The sequence below is a fragment of the Klebsiella sp. X13 genome (genome assembly GCF_003323835.1).
Taxonomy (GTDB): domain Bacteria; phylum Pseudomonadota; class Gammaproteobacteria; order Enterobacterales; family Enterobacteriaceae; genus Klebsiella; species Klebsiella ornithinolytica.
Genome location: NZ_CP030874.1, coordinates 3,204,407 through 3,224,879, shown reverse-complemented (window position 1 = coordinate 3,224,879; position 20,473 = coordinate 3,204,407). Strand labels below are relative to the sequence as shown.

Below are 20,473 nucleotides of genomic sequence, written 5' to 3'. Positions count from 1 at the left end.
AACGGCAATGCTGACCCTAAGGAACCGGTCGGGAGAAGGAGGGGCGGGGGGAAGGGCAACCTTCGTCGCGTCATGTTGGAACGACAGCCGGCTTTCTTGCTGCGCCAGTTGAAACGGATTCGGAGAGGCTAATTCAGCAGACCTGCGCCGACGTTGACCGACAGACCCAGTATTGCGAGATTGAACACGAAGGAGATAACCGATTGTAGCAGCGTGATTTGCCGGATCCCGGTTGTCCCGGTGGCCACATCGGCGGTTTGTGCGGCCACCGCAATCGTAAACGCGTAGTACAGGAAATCCCAGTATCCAGGCTCCTCCGGCTTTTCAGGAAATATCATCGGGGTGACCTCCTGCGTCCGATGCAGATAGTGCTGATGGGCATAGTGCATAGCGAAAGAGCTGGGCACGAGGGCCCAGGAGACAATGAGGGTTGTCACCGTCAACAGGAGATGGACCACGCGCGGCGTGCCGGAGAGCTCTTTCAACGCATTGAGTTCGCTTAAAATGGCGACGATGCTGGCCGCACAGGCCACAATGACTATCGTTAGCACGAGCATCGCGCTTTGGTCCTGTAACCGGGCAATGCGCTGAATGCCCGATACATCAGTAATCAACATGCGGATCCAGATAAAAACCAGATAAGGCCATGCCAGCGTATTCCAGCCGATCAGCACTCTTTGCAAGGTCCCGAGCTGTGTCGGAAGCAAGAAAAAACAGACAACGCCCAAAACGATTGAAATCAGCAGGGGCAGACGAATGTAGAGGTGGGCGGTCAGACGCATAGTGGCAGTCGCTTCCAGTCAGGCACTGATTGAGGCTTATTCAGACGTCATTATTTGAATTGAAGCGCAAAAACTCAACGGCCAGCCTTCAAGGAAAACAGTCAGGATCTTAATGTAACTGACTGTTTTTATTGGCTAGTTTCTGGCCTCGGAACCCTGCTTGTGGAACAGTTCGCGGAACACCGGATAGATATCCTCCTGATCGCGAATGTGCTGCATCGCAAAGTTCTCAAAGGTTTCCTGCAGATGCTCATATTCGCGCCACAGCGTCTGGTGCGCGCGGCGGGTTATTTCTATATAGCTGTAGTAACGCACCACCGGCAGAATATTTTTAGCCAGCAGTTCATGGCACAACGGTGAATCATCCGCCCAGTTGTCGCCGTCCGAGGCCTGCGCGGCATAGATATTCCATTGCGACGGATCGTACCGTGCTTTAACAACCTCATCCATGAGCTTGAGGGCGCTCGAGACGATAGTGCCGCCGGTTTCCTGGGAGTAGAAAAACTCGTGCTCGTCCACCTCTTTGGCCTGCGTATGGTGGCGAATATAGACGACCTCAACGTTCTTATAGGTCCGGCTGAGGAACAGATACAGCAGGATATAAAATCGTTTGGCCATATCCTTGGTGACCTGATCCATCGAACCCGAGACATCCATAAGACAGAACATAACCGCCTGACTGGACGGCTCCGGGCGTTTTTCGTAATTCTTATAGCGCAGGTCAAAGGTATCGATAAAAGGCACGCGTTCGATTTTTGCCCGCAGCTCGGCGATTTCCCGACGTAAACGCTCCTCTTCCAGCAGCTGCGCCGGTTCGCTTTTGGCTATGGTGTCCAGATCCTCCTCAAGCGCCCGTAGTTCGCGACGCTTGCCCGCCGTCATCGCCGTACGTCGCGCCAGCGAGTTTTGCAGGGATCGCACCACGCTGATATTGGCCGGCACGCCGTTGGCGGTAAAGCCAGCCCGGTGAGTTTTAAATTCGGTGAGCTGGCGCTGCTGGTTTTTCTTCAGGTTCGGCAGGGCGAGATCCTCAAACAGCAGATCCAGATACTCATCTTTCGATATTTGAAAGACAAAACCATCCTGGCCTTCGCCGTCGGCGCTGGCCTGCCCTTGACCGCTCCCGCCACCGCCGCCGCTGCCCTGAGGACGCTCGATGCGGTCATTCTGTACAAAGTGGTCGTTTCCCGGATGGACGCGGTTACGCAGCCCCCCGCGTCCCTGATGAAACATCGGTTCGTTGATATCATCCGTCGGGATAGAAACGGATTCTCCGCTGTCAATATCCGTCACTGAACGCTTATTGATCGCCTCGGAGATGGACTGTTTAATCTGCGCCTTATAACGGCGCAAAAAGCGCTGGCGATTCACCGCACTTTTATTCTTTCCGTTCAGGCGCCGGTCTATGAACCAGGTCATATGCCCTCCTGTGCTGCAATTGCCAACCTTACGCTGCGACGGAAATGCCGGATGGCGCTGAGCTTACCCGGCCTACAGGTCGCTGTTTTTGTAGGCCCGGCGGGCAACGCACCGCCGGGCAATTTCCGTTATCAGGATGATTTACGTACGCGCAGGTACCATTCGCACAGCAGACGGACCTGCTTACGGGTATAGCCTTTCTCCATCATACGATCGACAAAATCGTCGTGTTTTTTCTGCTCGTCGGTTGAGGTTTTGGCGTTAAACGAAATCACCGGCAGCAGCTCTTCGGTATTGGAGAACATTTTCTTCTCAATCACCGTGCGCAGTTTTTCGTAGCTGGTCCAGTTCGGGTTCCGTCCGTTGATATTAGCCCTGGCGCGCAGGACGAAGTTGACTATCTCATTACGGAAGTCTTTCGGGTTGCTGATCCCGGCCGGCTTCTCAATTTTCTCCAGCTCCGCATTCAACGACTCACGGTCAAACAGTTGGCCAGTGTCCGGATCGCGGTACTCCTGATCCTGAATCCAGAAGTCCGCATAGGTGACATAGCGGTCAAAGATGTTCTGCCCGTATTCGGAATAGGACTCAAGATAGGCGGTCTGAATCTCTTTACCGATAAACTCGGCATATTTCGGGATCAGATAGCCTTTGAGGAACTCCAGATAACGTTCCGACTGCTCTTGCGGGAACTGCTCGCGCTCGATTTGCTGTTCCAGGACGTAGAACAGATGGACCGGGTTCGCGGCGACCTCGGCGTGGTCAAAGTTAAACACGCGCGACAATATTTTGAAGGCGAAGCGGGTGGACAGACCGTTCATCCCTTCGTCGACGCCGGCGTAATCGCGGTACTCCTGATAGGATTTCGCTTTCGGGTCGGTGTCTTTCAGGCTTTCACCGTCGTACACGCGCATTTTGGAGTAAATGCTCGAGTTTTCCGGCTCTTTCAGCCGCGACAGTATGGAGAAGCGCGACAGCGTCTCCAGGGTCCCCGGGGCGCACGGCGCGTGGGTCAGCTCACTGTTGTTAAGCAGTTTTTCGTAGATACGCATCTCTTCGGAGATACGCAGGCAATAAGGCACCTTGACGATATACACGCGGTCGAGGAAAGCCTCGTTGTTTTTGTTATTACGGAAGGTCACCCATTCGGATTCGTTGGAGTGGGCGAGAATAATGCCGTTAAACGGCAGGGCCGAAATTCCCTCGGTTCCGTTATAGTTGCCTTCCTGCGTGGCGGTCAGCAGCGGATGCAGCACCTTGATAGGCGCTTTAAACATCTCGACGAACTCCATAATCCCCTGGTTGGCGCGGCACAGGGCGCCGGAGTAGCCGTAGGCGTCCGGATCGTTCTGGGCATAATGCTCCAGTTTACGAATATCCACTTTACCGACCAGCGCGGAGATATCCTGGTTATTCTCATCACCCGGTTCTGTCTTGGCGATGGCAATTTGCTCAAGGATAGAGGGCCACACTTTGATCACGCGGAATTTGGTGATGTCGCCACCGAACTCGTGCAGACGTTTTGCCGCCCACGGCGACATGATGGTGCCGAGATAACGGGTAGGCACGCCATACTCTTTATCGAGAATCTGCGCGTCTTCCTGCGGGTTAAACAGGCACAGCGGATGATCGTTGACCGGGCTACGTTCACCGTTGGCGCTCAGTATATAGATAGGTACACGCTGCATTAAGGATTTCAGACGTTCAGCCAGCGACGATTTACCCCCGCCGACCGGGCCCAGCAGATACAGAATCTGTTTCTTCTCTTCCAGACCTTGTGCGGCGTGTTTCAGGTAAGAGACGATCTGCTCGATGGCATCTTCCATGCCGTAAAACTCTTCAAATGCCGGATAGCGTGCGACAACCCGGTTTGAAAAGAGACGGGACAGCCGGGGTTCCAGGGCCGTGTCGACCATGACTGGCTCACCAATGGCCATCAGCAGCCGTTCTGCCGCGTTGGCATAAGCACTGCGATCTTGCCGGCAGATGGTAAGAAACTCCTGCAGTGTGAACTCTTCGTCCTTGGCAGCTTCATAACGCTGGCGATAGTGATCGAATATATTCATGGCATGCCGTCCTTTCGTTTTTAGCACAAGTTGAGAGCCGTTCATATGAATAGTGGGAGCTCCCGGAAGAGGTAAACTGCGCGACGTTCATCGATTCTCCAGCAACCCTTATGCCAGGTTGACGAAGCGACACAGACAACGTGCGCCAAAATCACTTCTTCTAAATTAAAGCGTAGATGCATTTAGAAAACTTGCATGCCGGCAAAAATCAATTTCAATGACATATCAATAACTCATCCGGAAAAAAGGCGCTTTTTCGCACGTCTTGCCAGGCCGCGTCATGGGGCTGTCATCCGGCTGCAAGTTTATGGTCATCTGTTGATGAGAAATTGAATGGTTTATGTAATGACGGGTAAAGAATTTGAGGCATGAGGCCTACGACGGTAAACTGCCCCGGCGTATTAATTGACAAACGGGAATATGGATTGTGAATAAGATCAAACCTCTGGCACTCAGCGTGTGCCTTGCGGCCTCTGTTTCGGCTGCCCACGCGGAAGGGAAATTTACGTTAGGGGCCGGCGTGGGTATCGTCGAGAACCCTTATAAACAATACGATGCCGATGTTTTCCCCGTCCCGGCAATTAGCTATGAGAGCGACAGCTTTTGGTTTCACGGCCTCGGTGGCGGCTACTATTTGTGGAATGACAACACCGATAAGCTGTCCGTGACCGCCTACTGGTCGCCGATGTACTTCAAGCCGGGCGACAGCGATAGTGAGCAAATGCGCAAGCTGGATCGCCGTAAAACCACCATGATGGCCGGGCTCTCTTATGTCCACAACACGCAGTACGGCTTCTTGCGTACGACGCTTGCGGGCGACACGCTGGGTAACAGCAACGGTATCACCTGGGATACGGCCTGGCTTTATCGCTATACCAACGGCAACCTGACCTTGACGCCGGGGATTGGCCTCGAGTGGAACAGCGATAACCAGAACGAATACTACTACGGCGTTTCTCAGCATGAGTCTAATCGTAGCGGCATGCGTAGCTACGACCCGGATAGCAGCTGGAACCCGTACCTTGAGCTGTCGGCTAACTATCGTTTCCTCGGCGACTGGAGCGTGTATGGCGTGGCGCGTTACACCCACCTGTCTAATGAAATCACCGACAGTCCGATGGTCGACAAATCCTGGAGCGGTCTGATCTCCACGGGGATTACCTACACCTTCTGATCGCACACGATAGCGTTCGTCGAGCAGACGATCGTGCACCATAACGAAGAAATTTGTGCATCAAAACAGGGCGTCACGCCCTGTTTTGCATTACGGTGGTGCAACGGCATAACCGGAGGAGGCGATGATGGAAAAAACAGTATCTTTTGGCGATCGTGCGGCGGTTCCTGCTATCGGGCAGGGAACCTGGTATATGGGTGAAGACAGGGCCCGACGTACGCAGGAGGTGGCTGCACTACGAGCGGGCGTGGAACGCGGGCTGACGGTCATCGACACCGCCGAAATGTATGCACATGGCGGGGCGGAAGAGGTGGTGGGAGAGGCGATTCGCGGCCTGCGGGATCGCGTCGTACTGGTCTCTAAAGTCTATCCGTGGCATGCGAGTGGACAGCAGATGATGGATGCCTGCGAGGCCAGCCTGCGCCGTCTGGGGACCGATTACCTCGATATGTACCTGCTGCACTGGGCCGGCGAGTTTTCCTTTGCGCAAACCGTTGAGGGCATGGAGAGGCTGGTGGCGCAGGGCAAAATTCGCCGTTGGGGCGTATCGAATCTCGATACTGCCGCGATGCAGACGCTGTGGCAGGTTGCCGGGGGCCAACGGTGCGCGACCAATCAGGTACTGTACCACCTGGCGTCGCGGGGCATTGAACATGACCTGCTGGCGTGGTGTCAGCAACGGTCGCTGCCGGTGATGGCCTACAGCCCGTTGGCTCAGGCCGGACGTCTGCGCGATGGACTTTTAAATCACAGCGTTGTGAAAAATATTGCTGAAGACCGAGGGGTGAGCGCGGCACAAATTCTGCTGGCCTGGGTCATCAGTCATCCGGGCGTTATGGCTATCCCGAAAGCGGCAAGCGTAGAGCATGTTACGCAAAATGCCGCTGCGCTGTCGATAACGCTCACCGTGCAGGAGCTGGCGCGGCTGGATAGTGCTTTTCCCGCGCCGGGCAAAAAAGTCCCGCTCGATATGGTGTAAAGAACAGTTATTCGCCAAAACACTTTGGCGCTTAGTTGATGAACATCAAGGTCCAGTGGTGATTATCTCCTTAAAGATAAAAGAAAAAGGAGATTTACATGACTGAACTTAACAAGCCTCTGGATGTGAAGCTGGCTTTCCCGCTGTGGAAAGCCATTCTCACGATACTCTTCGGCGTTATTATCTGGTTTACTCCGCCGCCTGATGGACTCGCCCTCCACGCATGGCAAATGTTTGCCATTTTTGCCGCCACTATCTTTGCCATCATTCTAAAGGTGCTCCCGATGGGGGCGGTGACGATGATTGCGCTGATCGTCTCTGCGTTTTTGGGCGTGACGCCTCTCTCGCCGGGTAAAAGCGACAAAGTTGCGGCGTTATCCGGGTTTGCTAACGGGACTATCTGGTTGATTGGTATCGCTATGTTCATCTCCCGGGCGGTGATCAAGACCGGGTTGGGCAAGCGGGTGGCGCTGTGGTTTATTTCTAAATGCGGTTCCAGCATGTTGGGCGTTGCCTATGGACTGGCGCTGTCAGATGTCGTCCTCGGACCGGGGATCCCTTCGGCATCCGCGAGGGGCGGCGGAATTATGTACCCGATTACGCAGTCCATTGCCACGGCTTACCAGTCAGAACCTGGGGCGACGGCGAGAAAAGCCGGCGCCTTTTTAATGATTTGCGTTTCACAGATCGATGCCATCGTCTGCACGATGTTTTTAACGGCGATGGCGGGTAACCCGCTGGTCGCCGAACTGGCGCGAAGCCAGGGAATAGAGATCACCTGGACGACCTGGTTTGTCGGGGCCATCGCTCCGGGGATTGCCTCACTGATCCTGCTGCCGCTGGTGATTTACGCGATCTATCCGCCGCAGTTGAAGAAAACGCCGGAGATACCCTCGATTGCCCGGGAAGAGCTGCGCAAAATGGGACCGATGTCGCTGGCAGAAAAAATTCTGGCGTTTGATTTTGTCCTGCTGATATTGCTATGGACCGTCGGTGATATTTTCTTTTCGATTCCCGCGACGCTTTCGGCGTTTATTGGACTGATGGTGCTGCTGATCAGCAACATCATGTCGTGGAAGAATATTATTGAAGAAAAAACGGCCTGGGACACCATGTTCTGGTTTGCCGTACTGGTGATGATGGCCAATGCGCTCAATAAGTACGGCATGATTAGCTGGATATCGGAGCGAATTGTCGGCTATGTCGGCCACTTCGAATGGATAACGGTTTTTTTACTGCTTGTCGTGGTTTATTTCTACACCCGCTATTTTTTCGCGTCGGCGATGGCGCATATTTCCGCGATGTATCTGGCATTTCTTGCCGTGGCCGTTTCCGTCGGCGTACCGCCGCTGTTTGCCGCGCTGGTGCTGGGGTATACCTCAAACTTGTCGATGGGGCTTACGCAATACTCCGGGGGCCCGGGGCCAGCGCTGTTTGGCTCGGGATATAACACGACCGGGCAGTGGTGGGGAGTCAGTTTTGTGGTATCGCTGGCCTCGATTGCTATCTGGTTAGTGTTGGGAGGCGCGTGGATGAAACTGGTGGGATTCTGGTAACGGAAAAACGTCACGAGTGTCAGTAAACAAAACAGGGCGTTATCGCCCTGTTTTTAATCCCTCATCTCCCGGCTATCGGGAGTGGAAGGGACTAGCCTCGTTTCACGACGCGGATAGTTTGCGCCAGGCGAGACGGTTTCTCTTCGCTGGTTTTCTGCGTTTCGGTGACACAGCAGGTTTCGACGCAAACAAAGGTTTTGTACCCGTCATCCGGCATATCGCCCATGCTGACGGAGAGCGCCGGGCCTGGGTTCCAGCCCACGACATTGCTGTGGTGATGGTGGACAACATCGATGTTGCGGTTCAGCGCAGCGTCGTGAATCACGCTACAGGCTTCGGCATTCAGATAGACGCGGTCGGTACGGTCAGGGAAGGTCTCGGTACCGTTGCTTAATACGCCTTCTTCGGCATTCTTCACTTTATCAATATAACGGTCACCCAGACCGCTGACTTTCACTGCCGCAATGTCGCCGACGTTGAAGTAGGTATGCAGTGCGGAGGTGGTTTCAAATTCACCGTGCGCTTCCAGCTCGATCTCGCAGGTTTTACCCAGTTTGAAACGCGCATAGAGCGTAAATTCGTGCGGCCAGTATTTGCGGGTTGCATCGCTACTTTTGAGTTCAAAGGTCAGCATCACCCCGCTTTCATCTTCATCGTGGCCTTTCAGCGCCCACGGCAGGTTACGGGCGAAGCCATGGGACGGTAAACCCTGCTGCGCCGCCGGACCGAACCACGGCCAGCAAACCGGCACGCCGCCGCGCAGGGCGACGCCGTTTTTGAACGGCGTATTGTTGCTGAGCCACAGCACTTCTTCTTCGCCAGCCGGTTTCCAGGAGAGCAGGTGCGCGCCCTGGAAAGCCACGGAGGCTTTAACCTGCGGATGGTCAACAACGATCAGCTCCAGCTCATCAAGCTGGCGGCGGGAGAGGACAGGGGTAAGTTGTTCAACTACCGGGAGAGCAAAAATTTTGTTAATCATGGTGCAATCCTAAAGGTTAGCCGTAAACATGAAGCCATAAAAAAAGGCGACCGAAGTCGCCTTTTTGGATCAATGTCTCATCTCAACTTATTTGGAGATGTGAGCGATCAGGTCCAGAACTTTGTTGGAGTAACCTGTTTCGTTGTCGTACCAGGAAACCAGTTTCACGAAGTTGTCGTTCAGTGCGATACCTGCTTTAGCATCGAACACGGAAGTGCAAACTTCGCCGTTGAAATCGGTAGAAACAACGTCGTCTTCGGTGTAACCCAGAACGCCTTTCATTGCGCCTTCAGAAGCCGCTTTGATTGCTTTCTTGATTTCTTCGTAAGACGCTGCTTTTTCCAGACGAACGGTCAGGTCAACAACGGATACGTTCGGAGTCGGAACGCGGAACGCCATACCGGTCAGTTTGCCGTTCAGTTCTGGCAGTACTTTACCTACTGCTTTAGCAGCACCGGTAGAGGACGGGATGATGTTCTGTGCTGCGCCGCGGCCGCCGCGCCAGTCTTTGTGAGACGGGCCGTCAACGGTTTTCTGAGTCGCGGTGGTCGCGTGAACTGTGGTCATCAGGCCTTCGATGATGCCGAAGTTGTCGTTGATAACTTTAGCCAGCGGAGCCAGGCAGTTGGTGGTGCAGGATGCGTTAGAAACGATGTCCTGGCCTTCGTATTTGTCAAAGTTAGCGCCTTTAACAAACATCGGAGTGTTGTCTTTGGACGGGCCAGTCAGAACGACTTTTTTCGCGCCAGCAGTGATGTGTTTACGAGCGGTTTCGTCAGTCAGGAACAGACCGGTTGCTTCAGCAACAACGTCAACGCCTGCTTCGTTCCACTTCAGGTTAGCCGGATCACGTTCAGCGGTAACACGGATTTTTTTACCGTTAACGATCAGATGACCGTCTTTCACTTCAACGGTACCGTTAAAACGGCCGTGAGTGGAGTCATACTTCAGCATGTATGCCATGTAGTCAGCGTCTAACAGGTCGTTGATTGCAACGATCTCGATGTCAGAACGTTCCTGAGCAGCACGGAAAACAATGCGACCGATACGGCCAAAACCGTTGATACCTACTTTGATAGTCATATATTCCACCAGCTATTTGTTAGTGAATAAAAGGTTGCCTGTAAAATTACAAAAACCTTACGCAGCGTCAAGCGGAATCGTGTCAATCATTGCGACAAATCAATCCTGAGCATACCTTTGCTCGAATGTTTTGCCTCACTCTCCCTTTGAGCCCAATTCCATATTGGGGCCGCGCCCGGAATTTTAAAGGGCGTTAAAGATAAAAATGTGATGTTAGTCACAATTATCTGGGCTGCCTTTTGGCATCGAATAAGTTTAGAACAAAAGTCCACGCTTCATTGTTAATGTTTTGTTAGAATCGAGGCGTAAAGTTGTCCTTTCACAGTGAGAAGCAAGCACATGGCGAATAAACCCTCCTCGGACGAGCTCAAAAAAAATTTGAGCGAGATGCAGTTTTACGTGACGCAGAATCACGGTACTGAGCCGCCGTTCACCGGACGACTGCTCCACAACAAACGGGACGGCGTCTACCACTGCCTGGTGTGCGACGCGCCGCTGTTTCACTCGCAAACGAAGTATGATTCAGGCTGCGGCTGGCCGAGCTTTTACGAGCCGGTGAGCGAGGAGGCGATTCGCTATCTGAACGATTACTCTCACGGTATGCAGCGCACTGAAATTCGCTGCGGAAACTGCGATGCGCATCTGGGACATGTATTTCCCGATGGACCGCAGCCGACGGGGGAGCGTTTTTGCGTCAATTCGGCCTCATTAAGCTTCAATGACGACGATAATGGCGAGCAGATTAAAGGTTAAAGAAACGATTCAGCAAATTATTCCAGTGCGGAGTTGAGCGGACCATGGAAATCGAGCAAATAATAGACAGTATGACGCCGGAAGTGTATCAGCGCCTGGCGACGGCGGTGGAGCTGGGAAAATGGCCGGATGGTGTGGCCTTAACGCCCGAGCAGAAAGAGAACAGCCTGCAGCTGGTGATGCTCTACCAGGCGCGGCATAACAGCGACGCGCAGCACATGACCATCGACACCAACGGCCAGATGGTGATGAAGAGCAAGCAGCAGCTGAAAGAAGATTTTGGTATCGCGCCCAAGCCGATTGCCACGCTGAAGATGCAGTGACGGGACGGACTGATGCCCGCAGGGGTTAACCCTTGCAGGGCCTGTAGTTGGATTAAGCAGGCCCGGTAATCCTTGCAGGGCCTGTAGTTGGATTAAGCAGACCCGGTAATCCTTGCAAGGACCTGCGGCTGGATTTAACAGGCCCGGTAAGGCAACGCCGCTACCGGGCAAAGTTGTAGCCTTCGGGTGGGGCGCCGCTTATCTCACCCGACGGCCGATCGCCGATTAATGTTTAATCCCAAGCGATGTCGCGAGCTGCTTCGCCAGCTGATTGTGGTCATCGGCGCCATACTCCCAGAACATAGCCCCCGCCAGACCTTTTTGCTTAATGTAATCAGCCTTTATCGCCACCGAACGCGGATTCTCGTACGACAACGCGAACAGCGCTTTGCCGTCCGCCGACTGGATCGACAGCCACGGTACCTTCGCCTCATCATCCCAATGTTCGGTAAAGCGTTTTTGCGGGTCGTTAAGCATTTTGTCGACGATGTCGTTATATTTCACGTACGTGTCTTTCGTCAGATCAAAACCCAGCGATGAAAACAGGGCGATTTGCTGTGGTCCGAACCACGGCTGAGTGACGGGATTTTTTTGCGCATCCGGCTTCGTCCAGTCGATACCCGGCTCAAGGGCGCGTTTTGGCACCCGGCCATAGAAGCCAATCCCCAGGTTCATCTGGCTCGGTTTTAAACCGGCGGCGAGATAGTTATTGACCACAGAATCGGCGCTGTACTTATCCGCAGCCGCGACCGTCGGCCAGCGGGTTGAATCATACAGGTTGGCGTTGAAGTACTGGGTTCCGTAGGCCATGTCGTAAGTCATCAGGTTGATATAGTCGAGCGACGGCGCAATCGCTTTGATATCCACCCAGCTTTTCGGGCTCTCGGCGTTAGCGCCCACGGCGATGGTCACCAGTTTCCTGCTACCAAAAGCCGCGCGCAGCTCTTTCAGTAAGGCCGTGAAGTTATCGCGATCGGCCGGTTGGCTGGCGACCAGTCCCCAGGCGCCATTGACCGGATACTCCCAGTCGAGATCGATGCCATCCAGACCATACTTTTCAACAATCTCCTGCGCGGACTGAATAAACACCGCCCGGGTTTCCTTCGTCGCCGCTGCGCCGGAGAATCCGCGAGCTCCCCAGCCGCCGACGGAAAGCAGGACTTTCAGGTTCGGGTTCTGCTGGCGCAATGTCGGGATTTTCTGCAGGTCAGCCTGTACTTTCGGCGACAGCCAAATCTGATGCAGCTTGCTGGCATCTTTTAAAGCGTCATTGGTTTCATCTTTTTCGTCGTTATAGACCAGACCAAACGAGTAGTTGAGATGGGTTATCTGCCGAACGTCCAGCTTATCGATATCGCCGCCGGGACCGGCAGTGACGTCACCACCGCCGTTAAAGTAGCCGACGGACATCAGGGCGCTGGCGGAGACCACGGAAGCGCAGAGCAGGGGTAATGCTGCCAGTAAAGGCAAAAGCTTCATATCAGATCCTCTTTGACTTAAAAAGTGACATTGAAAAACAAACACGCCACGTAAATGGCGTGGCGAAAAAACAACGCGTTAACACTACCAGCGATAGGGCGTTGAATCTGAGAGTCAGCTCAATTTATAGTCAAAGAGAAACGCGGGAAAATGGCCCGAGGCGGCGGCTTCGGGCACAAGTTCGGGGACAAGGCTTAGGCCTGAGTTTCCAGCCAGTCGTCGAGGGTGTACAGCGTAGCACCCGCGGCGGCCATCTCCATAAAGGCGTGCGCGCTATCCTGCGGCTGGAGGTTGACTCCGCGGCAGCCGTCGGTAATCACGTTGACGGTATAGCCGAGATTCAGCGCATCCAGCACGGTGAATTTGACGCAGTAATCGGTTGCCAGCCCAAGAATGATCAGATCGGTGATCTCGCGTTGGCGTAGCCACTCGTCAAGCCGGGTTTTTTGCCGATGTCCATTGTCAAAAAAGGCGCTGTAGCTATCGATGGCCGGATTTTCCCCTTTATGAAACACCGCGGCAATCGCCTGCTGCTGCAGCAGCGGATGCAGCGCCGCACCTTCGCCGTTCTGCACGCAGTGATCGGGCCAGAACGTTTGCACCAGGCCATCGAGCTGTCCCTGGGTATAAGGTTCGACCTGGTGCTGGCTGGCGAAGCTGCCATGGTTTGCCGGGTGCCAGTCCTGGCTGGCGACGACGGTTTCGCCGCGGGCAAGACAATGGTCGATCAATCGGTTGGCGATATCGATTGTGCTATCACCTTCCGGTACGGCCAGCGCGCCGCCCGCGCAAAAATCATTTTGTAAATCGACCAGCAGTAGTGCGCGATTCGTCATCGGTTCTCCTTACTCATCGGGGGTCAGTTCGCCACGCAGGTTTTCCTGCATCAGGTTGCGGATCTCATCGACGCTCAGGTTCTGACTCAGCAGATAGTGTAGCTTGGTCAACGTGGCCTCAACGGTCATATCAAAACCGCTGATGACGCCCGCCTGGGCGAGGGCGTTACCGGTGGCATACCCGCCCATATTGACCTTGCCGGACATGCACTGGGTCAGGTTGATGACCACGATCCCGCGCTGACTGGCTTCCGCCAGAACCTGAATGAACTCGCCATTTTGCGGGGCGTTGCCGACGCCATAGGAGCGCAGAATCAACGCTTTCACCGGCTGACGCAGGAAATTACGTACCACATCGGCAGAAATGCCCGGATAGATCGTAACGACGCCAATGGGTTGTGGCGTGATGGGATGCACAACCAGCTCGCCGATACCCTGTGGGGCTGGCGGTGTACCGAGGCGACGAATGTGGATCCCGGCTTCCAGTAAAGGCGCCAGATTGGGGGAGGCGAAGGCATCGAAACCATCGGCATGGGCTTTGGTCGTGCGGTTGCCGCGATAGAGACGATTATTGAAGAACAGCGCCACTTCATTAATCGGGTAATTAGCGGCAACGTACAGGGCATTCAGCAAATTGATCTGCCCGTCGGAACGCAGTTCGGCCAACGGGATTTGTGACCCTGTCACAATGACCGGTTTGCCCAGATGCTCCAGCATGAACGACAGCGCTGAGGCGGTAAAGGCCATGGTGTCAGTACCGTGGAGGATAACAAAGCCGTCGTACTCGTCGTAATGCGCGCGGATGTCGTCGGCGATGTGCTGCCAGTCCTCCGGCGTCATATCGGAAGAGTCCATCAGCGGTTCATATTCATGAATCGTAAAGTCCGGCATCTCCGGACGGTGGAACTCAGGCATCAGCGCCAGCTGACGCTGCAGGTGGCCGGAAACGGGGATATAACCGTGTTCTGAGCGCTGCATACCGATGGTCCCACCGGTGTAGGCAACGTAAATCGATTTCTTTTGCATATCATCGCTTAGGTTGTACGTAGACAGGCGCAGTATAAGGTGACCGCTAAAAAAATACAGCGCAATCCCCGTCATACTTCACGTTGCAGGTGCGTTGGCCGCGCGTGTTTACCCCGGTCACATAGCGGACTATGCATCCCGGGGATGCGCCCGCTTGCCGCCTGCCTGGCACTCGAATTATTCAGGGGATACCCGTCATACATCAGGCTGCAGGTGCGTTGGCCGCGTAGTGCTCCCCCGACAACATTGAGTTGTCGGGGGAACTGGGCTGCATGAAGGAATTAGCGGATATTGGCGCAGGTTAAGCAGAATGCGTAGCGGTTCTGCGGATCGTTGAACGCGGCGAGCTTATCGCTCTCAGCCTTGACGGCATTGGCCGCGGCGGCAACCGGCGCCGGCAGCCAGGCCTGCAGTGCCGCTGGCAGCGACGCGCGGACCGAACCGGTCAGGTTATCGATCACCATCGAGAAGAAGGTCGGCTCTTCCTGATAGTAGTTGATGTGCCACTGTTTCAGCTTCGCCAGCTCCGCGGCTTTTGCCACCGCGTCATCAAAGTCGCCCAGGCTATCGACCAGCCCGTTGGCTTTCGCATCTTCACCGGTCCAGACATGGCCCTGGGCAATCTGGTCGATTTTCTCCGGCGTACTGTTACGCGCGTTGGCCACCAGCGTGATAAAACGTTTGTAGCCGTTTTCGATGCTCAGCTGCATCAGCTGCTGAACTTCAGGCGGCAGCGATTTGGTGGTTGATACGTCCGCCAGCGCCGACGTCGCCACGCCATCGGTATGGACGCCGATCGAATCCAGCGTATTTTCGACGGTGTTAATGACGCCGAAGATGCCAATCGAACCGGTGAGGGTGCTTGGGTTGGCGACGATATAATTGGCCGGCGTGGAGATCCAGTAGCCGCCGGAAGCGGCCATGCCGCCCATGGAAACCACCACCGGTTTACCCGCGGCTTTTGCTGCCGCCAGCTCTTCACGAATCACTTCCGAGGCGCTGACGCTGCCGCCCGGGCTGTTGACCCGCAGAACAATCGCTTTCACCTTCGGATCGAGGCGGGCATCGCGAATCTGCGCGGCGGTGGTGTCTCCCCCGACGTTACCCGGCGTCTCTTCGCCGTCCATGATCGCGCCGTTAGCGAAGATCACCGCAATGGTGGCGCCCTGGTCGGACGGCGTTTTCACGCTGTAATCGTAATAGCTGATGGCGCGATAGTTATTATCCGCTTTGCTCCAGCCGAACTGTTTAGTCAGCGCCTTCTCCACGTCGGTGGCGGTGCCCAGCTCATCAACCAGCTTGTTGTTCAGCGCGTACTGCGCCGTATCGCCATCCACTTTACGCAGACCATCAATCAGCCCCTGAGCGCCAGGGAACAGCTGCTGAGCCGTGATTTGGCGGTTAGCGGCGATGGTATTGAGGTAGTTTTGCCACAGCTCGCCAATCCAACGGCTGTCGGCTTCCCGGGCGGCAGGCGACATATCGTCGCGAATAAACGGCTCGACCGCCGATTTATAGGTCCCGACGCGGAAAACGTGGGTGGAGACTTTCAGCTTGTCGAGCAGCGATTTGTAATACAGGCCGTTGGTGGCAAAACCGTGCAGATCGACATCACCCTGCGGCGAAAGCCAGATTTTATTGGCGAAGCTGGCCAGATAATACTGCCCCTGGCTGTAGCTGCTCCCCACGGCATACACCGGTTTGCCGCTATCGCGAAATTCGCGCAGCGCCTTACCGATATACTGCATCGAAGGCTGATCGCCGCCGGCAAAATTTTTCAGATCCAGCACGATACCGGTGATATTGCGGTCATCTTTCGCCTGGCGAATAGTCTGTACGATATCAAACAGCGAGTTTTCCTGGAGACGATCGGAACTGGCCCCAAAGAGCTGACGACCGATCACGCCGAGTTTGCTGCTGGCGGACGGTTTATCGACCACCACGCCGGTTATATCCATCAGCAGCGCGCCGCGAGCGGTATGTTCCGTGGTGGTGCTGCTGAACTGTGCCCAGATACCGACACAAACCAGAACCAGCAACAGGAAAACCAGGTTCAGTGCGAGCTGGCGAATAAAGTTGAGTACCCGCCATGTCCATTTAAAAAATCCGGCGAGCAGCCGCCAAAGAGTTCGCATGTATTCTCCCTAACATTGTTAAAAATGGGCTAACCGCATGAGTTGCCGCGTCTGGTTATCCTAAAGAGACGGCTGGCGGTTGTCAGCAGGAATCACCGGTCGTGCTGTAACAAAATTCCTGTGCATGTTAATTTTATGAAAAATGACATCATAGGAGTCACATAGATGGATGCTCTCGAACTATTGATAAACCGCCGCAGCGCTTCTCGTCTTGCCGAGCCGGCGCCGACCGGTGAACAACTGGAAAATATTCTCCGTGCCGGACTGCGCGCCCCGGATCACGGGACGCTGCAACCCTGGCGTTTCTTTATTATTTCTGATGAAGGCCGTGAACGCTTCAGTCAACTGCTGGAGAAAGGGGCGATTGAGGCCGGGCAGGATGACAAAGGCATTGAAAAGGCCCGCAGTGCACCGTTCCGCGCCCCGCTGATTATCACCGTCGTCGCTCGCTGCGAAGATCACCCGAAGGTGCCGAAATGGGAGCAGGAAATGTCGGCCGGCTGCGCGGTGATGGCCATGCAGATGGCGGCGCTGGCGCAAGGCTTTAACGGTATCTGGCGCAGCGGTGCATTGACCGAAAGCCCGATCGTCCGTGAAGGTTTTGCCTGCCGCGAGCAGGATAAAATCGTCGGTTTTCTCTATCTGGGAACGCCGCAGCTTAAAGCCTCAACCACCGTTTCTCTGCCGGACACCGCGCCGTTTGTGGTCCGTTTCTGAGCAACATCGCGTAAGCATAGCCCGGCAGGCGTGAACCGCCGGGCTGTCGCGTCGACTATTTCTGCTGTTTCGCAAACTCGTCTTTGGCTTTTTGCAGCTGCTGCTGGAAGGCCGGATTGGTATGCAGGGTGGCAACCACCGCTGAGCCGACAATCCGCGCGGCGTCAACATCGCTCTGCCAGTGGTAACCGCAGATCACCCGACTTTCACCGAGCTCATAGCCGCGTTTGAGAATCTCATTCTGGCGCTGCGGGTTGATTTCAGCCAGCACCAGGGCGGTAGCCCAGCCGATAGAGGTGTGTCCGGAAGGGTAGGAGCCGTTTTTCGACAGCTTATCCTGTTCGGTGGTATTGCAGGTGGACACGCCGTAGAAGGCAAACGGACGAATACGCATATACTTCTCTTTCGCGCCCCGGGTCGCCAGATCGCCCGCGTCTTCAATCATATTGGTGAGCAGCTTGTGGAGCGCCGGGGCGTCTTTTTCGGTGATCGGAGAGCCGAATGCCGCGGAGAAGGCGTTGGCCACGCCACCCGCGCTCAGGTTGGCATCCTCTGCTGCCAGCTTGCCGCGGGCGGTGGCGCGCAGCAGACGGCCTTTCTCATACATCGCCTGATCGTTTAAAAACGCAATGCTGCCCACTTCCGGCGGCGGCGGGAGCAGCGCCAGGCTGTCAATGGCCTGGGCATTTTTCAGATAGTAGAGATCGGGCTTAGTAGTGGCATCATTCCCGGCGGGAACCAGCGCAAAGGCGCTAACCGAAAAGAGACTGGCAAAGCAAAGGGCGAGTACACGCTTTTTCATCAGGATATCCTTATTGTGGTGGAGAGGAACAATGGCGCGAAACTGACGCAAAGTTAACGAACCATTGTTTTGCTGAAATCAAGAGCCTGTCTCAACAGGACGATTTTGCTGGTCATTTTGACCCGGGGCGTGCTCACAACGATGTATCTTTGAACGCCTATCAGGGCCGCCCGAAGGGGGAGCGCAGCGAAGACTCACGAACGACCTGTACGCCGTGGTTTCACCGCGGTCCCTGTGCAAACTGCCTGTGCTATAACGCCTGCCGGGACAGGCTCTACACTCTCTCATTCGGCGCGTTTTTCTGTGCCGGATGAGAGACGACTCAGGTACCGATGATACCTGTTTACCGATAAACCGAACGCGCGATGCGGGTGTAGGTATGCCTGACCCCGCGAATAGCAATACTGTAGGCCAGAATATTCTCCGGTAATGCCATCCCCATATAACCCGTATCGCCAATATGGTGCAGGTCGGCGCCCGCCATTTTACTCATCAACGCTATCTGACGAAGGGTGCCGACATCAGCGCCTTCCTGGGAGGTCCCAATCGCCGTCATCGCCAGCACGCCATGCGCATGCGCAGTATCGATAAGCGATGCCACACGTTGCTGACTCATTCCCGGTATCGTGCCTGGGGCCGGGAGCAACACAATATCCGCCCCCTGGGCGGCGAACCAGATAACATCCTGCTCGCTGATAATGCTGCTGCCGCTTTCGCGCACCACTCCCGCACCGTGCATTTTCCCGGTGATAATCACCGCGCTGTCGCCCACCGCCTGGCGAATCTCTTCGGCCGCTATCCCCAGCGCCCGGTTGCTGACCCCGTTAGCCGGGTTGCCCGTTAACACCAGAATTTTCGCTCCCATCGCGACCAGCTTACGGGCATTGTCAGCCGTTGCCGAGCGCCCCGGTCTCATTTTCCAGATATCGTCATGGGCAACCGCAAATTCCGGGTCTACCGCCTCCAGATTGACACCAATAATACGCCCGGTCAGGCGCTGCAGTTCATGCAACGTTTTGTCCGGCGCGATATCGGCAGGCAACCCCTCAATATGCGGGTTTTCACTGTCAAACATATTAATCAGCAAGATATCCGCACCCTGCGATGCGGCAAGCTCGGCATTGGTGACATTGTTCAGCAATGGCTGAGTGATGGCGATAGATTCGCTGACCATTACCCGACCTTCGCTGGCGCGAATGGCATACAGCAGCTGCTCTTTATTCATCGATACAAAATCGGAGGCACAGCAGTCCAGCAAGCGTTTAGTTTTCATCGGGATATGCCTCGTTGCTGAATTCGTTCTCTGATTTTACCTGCGGCCTGGGCAGGCACTATCCGCGCCTCGACCCGTCGCTGGATGCTGGCGAAAAAAATTCCCTGCATAAATTCACCTCAGTCGTCATCGGCCATCTTTGGTTTAATTAAAACTAAACCACTTGTGTACCATTAGTGAACCATACTGAATAAAAAGAGATCCTGACTACGACAAAATGGCCATTTTGTGATCTGAGAGGCTTTTCTCTGCGTCTGATTTGGGGATGACAACGATCGATTATTGGTTAAGAATTGGTTCACAGGAGCTGGACCAGTCACCACTTGCGCAGAGAGACGATGAACACAACTTCGCATCCCGGGTTTTATCTCGATGAATCCAGCGCGTTGCCGCTGTATATGCAGCTGGTTAACGCCATTAAGTCGGCCGTTGCTGAAGGCCGGCTGCGTCCAGGCGATGTTCTGCCGTCAGAACGGGCGCTGGTAGAGATGCTGAAAATTGCGCGAGGCACAGCCCGAAAAGCATTACAGCAGTTGCTGGAGGAAGGGGTTCTGATTCGGAATCAGGGGTCCGGTACCTTCGTGGCTCCGCAGGTGCGCCAGTCCCTGCCGTCGCTGGAAAGTTTTAGTGAAATGGCGGCAGCGAGCGGAGGCACAGCGCAAAGCGAGCTGGTGGGATATCTGCGGCGGTTAGCGACCCAGGAGGAGCGCCGCGCTCTGCAACTGACAGACGGTCAAAGTGAAATTGTCGAGCTGACCCGGCTGAGGAAAATTAACGGTATCGCCGTTTCCCTGCAGACGGCGGTTTTGCCTGCGCATCTGCTGGATAAAATCAGCGAAATGGATGAATCGTTATATCTGCACCTGGAGACAAAAGGCTCACCGGTGCTGCGGGCAACTCAGCATTTCCGGGCCGTATCAACGGACAGTCAGCTGGCTTACTATCTGAACATCAAACAAGATGAGCCGCTTCTGCTGGTGACCCGGATCGGCTTCACCTCCGATGACAGGCCCGTGGAATACACCCGGACCTGGTGCCTGAATGATTACTATGATTTTACGCTTGAGCTACGTCGAAAAGCGCCATAGCGG

18 protein-coding genes are annotated in these 20,473 nt (G+C 54.9%); 7 read left to right on the top strand and 11 right to left on the bottom strand.

Going from position 1 to position 20,473, the window contains the following annotated elements:
- Positions 1-128 precede the first annotated feature (128 nt).
- From DSD31_RS15300 to yeaG, 3 genes are all read right to left on the bottom strand, one after another.
- The gene (locus DSD31_RS15300) at positions 129-782 is read right to left on the bottom strand and encodes a DUF1345 domain-containing protein (protein WP_113991158.1); all 654 of its coding nucleotides are present in this window, start codon (positions 780-782) and stop codon (positions 129-131) included.
- 135 nt (positions 783-917) lie between these two features.
- Positions 918-2,201, bottom strand: a complete 1,284-nt coding sequence (locus tag DSD31_RS15295) for a YeaH/YhbH family protein (RefSeq protein WP_113991157.1) — start codon at positions 2,199-2,201, stop codon at positions 918-920.
- Positions 2,202-2,332: 131 nt separating this feature from the next.
- Positions 2,333-4,267, bottom strand: coding sequence for a protein kinase YeaG (gene yeaG / locus DSD31_RS15290; RefSeq protein ID WP_004860792.1), 1,935 nt, complete (start codon positions 4,265-4,267; stop codon positions 2,333-2,335).
- Between the two features lie 427 nt (positions 4,268-4,694).
- On the opposite strand from yeaG, the gene DSD31_RS15285 reads away from it, so the two are divergent.
- From DSD31_RS15285 to DSD31_RS15275, 3 genes are all read left to right on the top strand, one after another.
- Positions 4,695-5,441: a MipA/OmpV family protein gene (locus DSD31_RS15285; RefSeq protein ID WP_004860797.1), complete on the top strand. Its 747-nt coding sequence runs from the start codon at positions 4,695-4,697 to the stop codon at positions 5,439-5,441.
- Positions 5,442-5,565: 124 nt separating this feature from the next.
- Entirely contained in the window at positions 5,566-6,420 is an 855-nt protein-coding gene (locus tag DSD31_RS15280; RefSeq protein ID WP_113991156.1) for an aldo/keto reductase, read from the top strand.
- 98 nt (positions 6,421-6,518) lie between these two features.
- The gene (locus tag DSD31_RS15275) at positions 6,519-7,976 is read left to right on the top strand and encodes a DASS family sodium-coupled anion symporter (protein ID WP_032717255.1); all 1,458 of its coding nucleotides are present in this window, start codon (positions 6,519-6,521) and stop codon (positions 7,974-7,976) included.
- Between the two features lie 91 nt (positions 7,977-8,067).
- On the opposite strand, the gene DSD31_RS15270 is transcribed toward DSD31_RS15275, so the two are convergent.
- Together DSD31_RS15270 and gapA are read right to left on the bottom strand one after the other, a co-directional pair.
- The gene (locus tag DSD31_RS15270) at positions 8,068-8,955 is read right to left on the bottom strand and encodes a D-hexose-6-phosphate mutarotase (protein ID WP_004860802.1); all 888 of its coding nucleotides are present in this window, start codon (positions 8,953-8,955) and stop codon (positions 8,068-8,070) included.
- A gap of 87 nt (positions 8,956-9,042) precedes the next feature.
- A complete protein-coding gene (gapA, locus tag DSD31_RS15265; RefSeq protein ID WP_004860805.1) occupies positions 9,043-10,038 on the bottom strand; it encodes a glyceraldehyde-3-phosphate dehydrogenase in 996 nt (331 codons plus the stop codon).
- 339 nt (positions 10,039-10,377) lie between these two features.
- Between gapA and msrB the strand changes: the two genes are divergently transcribed.
- Together msrB and DSD31_RS15255 are read left to right on the top strand one after the other, a co-directional pair.
- Positions 10,378-10,791, top strand: coding sequence for a peptide-methionine (R)-S-oxide reductase MsrB (gene msrB, locus DSD31_RS15260; protein ID WP_004860809.1), 414 nt, complete (start codon positions 10,378-10,380; stop codon positions 10,789-10,791).
- A 44-nt stretch (positions 10,792-10,835) separates the two neighbouring features.
- Positions 10,836-11,114: a YeaC family protein gene (locus tag DSD31_RS15255; protein ID WP_004860812.1), complete on the top strand. Its 279-nt coding sequence runs from the start codon at positions 10,836-10,838 to the stop codon at positions 11,112-11,114.
- A 225-nt stretch (positions 11,115-11,339) separates the two neighbouring features.
- On the opposite strand, the gene chiD is transcribed toward DSD31_RS15255, so the two are convergent.
- The 4 genes from chiD to sppA all read right to left on the bottom strand — a co-directional run bounded on the left by chiD (position 11,340) and on the right by sppA (position 16,590).
- On the bottom strand, positions 11,340-12,593 hold the full coding sequence (chiD, locus tag DSD31_RS15250; RefSeq protein WP_113991155.1) for a chitinase ChiD: 1,254 nt from the start codon (positions 12,591-12,593) through the stop codon (positions 11,340-11,342).
- Between the two features lie 194 nt (positions 12,594-12,787).
- Positions 12,788-13,429 (bottom strand): bifunctional nicotinamidase/pyrazinamidase, encoded by a 642-nt coding sequence (pncA, locus tag DSD31_RS15245; RefSeq protein WP_004860817.1) that lies wholly within the window; start codon positions 13,427-13,429, stop codon positions 12,788-12,790.
- Positions 13,430-13,438: 9 nt separating this feature from the next.
- A complete protein-coding gene (gene ansA, locus DSD31_RS15240; RefSeq protein ID WP_015584600.1) occupies positions 13,439-14,455 on the bottom strand; it encodes an asparaginase in 1,017 nt (338 codons plus the stop codon).
- Positions 14,456-14,736: 281 nt separating this feature from the next.
- Positions 14,737-16,590, bottom strand: coding sequence for a signal peptide peptidase SppA (gene sppA / locus DSD31_RS15235; protein WP_088884041.1), 1,854 nt, complete (start codon positions 16,588-16,590; stop codon positions 14,737-14,739).
- A gap of 165 nt (positions 16,591-16,755) precedes the next feature.
- Here sppA and DSD31_RS15230 point away from each other — a divergent pair, with 165 nt between their 5' ends.
- The gene (locus DSD31_RS15230; protein ID WP_004860825.1) at positions 16,756-17,307 is read left to right on the top strand and encodes an NAD(P)H nitroreductase; all 552 of its coding nucleotides are present in this window, start codon (positions 16,756-16,758) and stop codon (positions 17,305-17,307) included.
- Positions 17,308-17,362: 55 nt separating this feature from the next.
- On the opposite strand, the gene phoC is transcribed toward DSD31_RS15230, so the two are convergent.
- Together phoC and DSD31_RS15220 are read right to left on the bottom strand one after the other, a co-directional pair.
- Positions 17,363-18,109, bottom strand: a complete 747-nt coding sequence (gene phoC, locus DSD31_RS15225) for an acid phosphatase PhoC (RefSeq protein ID WP_004860829.1) — start codon at positions 18,107-18,109, stop codon at positions 17,363-17,365.
- Between the two features lie 343 nt (positions 18,110-18,452).
- Positions 18,453-19,382 carry a DUF7916 family protein gene (locus tag DSD31_RS15220; protein ID WP_004860832.1) on the bottom strand — a complete coding sequence of 310 codons (930 nt, stop codon included), beginning with the start codon at positions 19,380-19,382 and terminating at the stop codon, positions 18,453-18,455.
- Between the two features lie 338 nt (positions 19,383-19,720).
- Between DSD31_RS15220 and DSD31_RS15215 the strand changes: the two genes are divergently transcribed.
- On the top strand, positions 19,721-20,470 hold the full coding sequence (locus DSD31_RS15215; RefSeq protein WP_004860836.1) for a GntR family transcriptional regulator: 750 nt from the start codon (positions 19,721-19,723) through the stop codon (positions 20,468-20,470).
- Positions 20,471-20,473 lie beyond the last annotated feature (3 nt).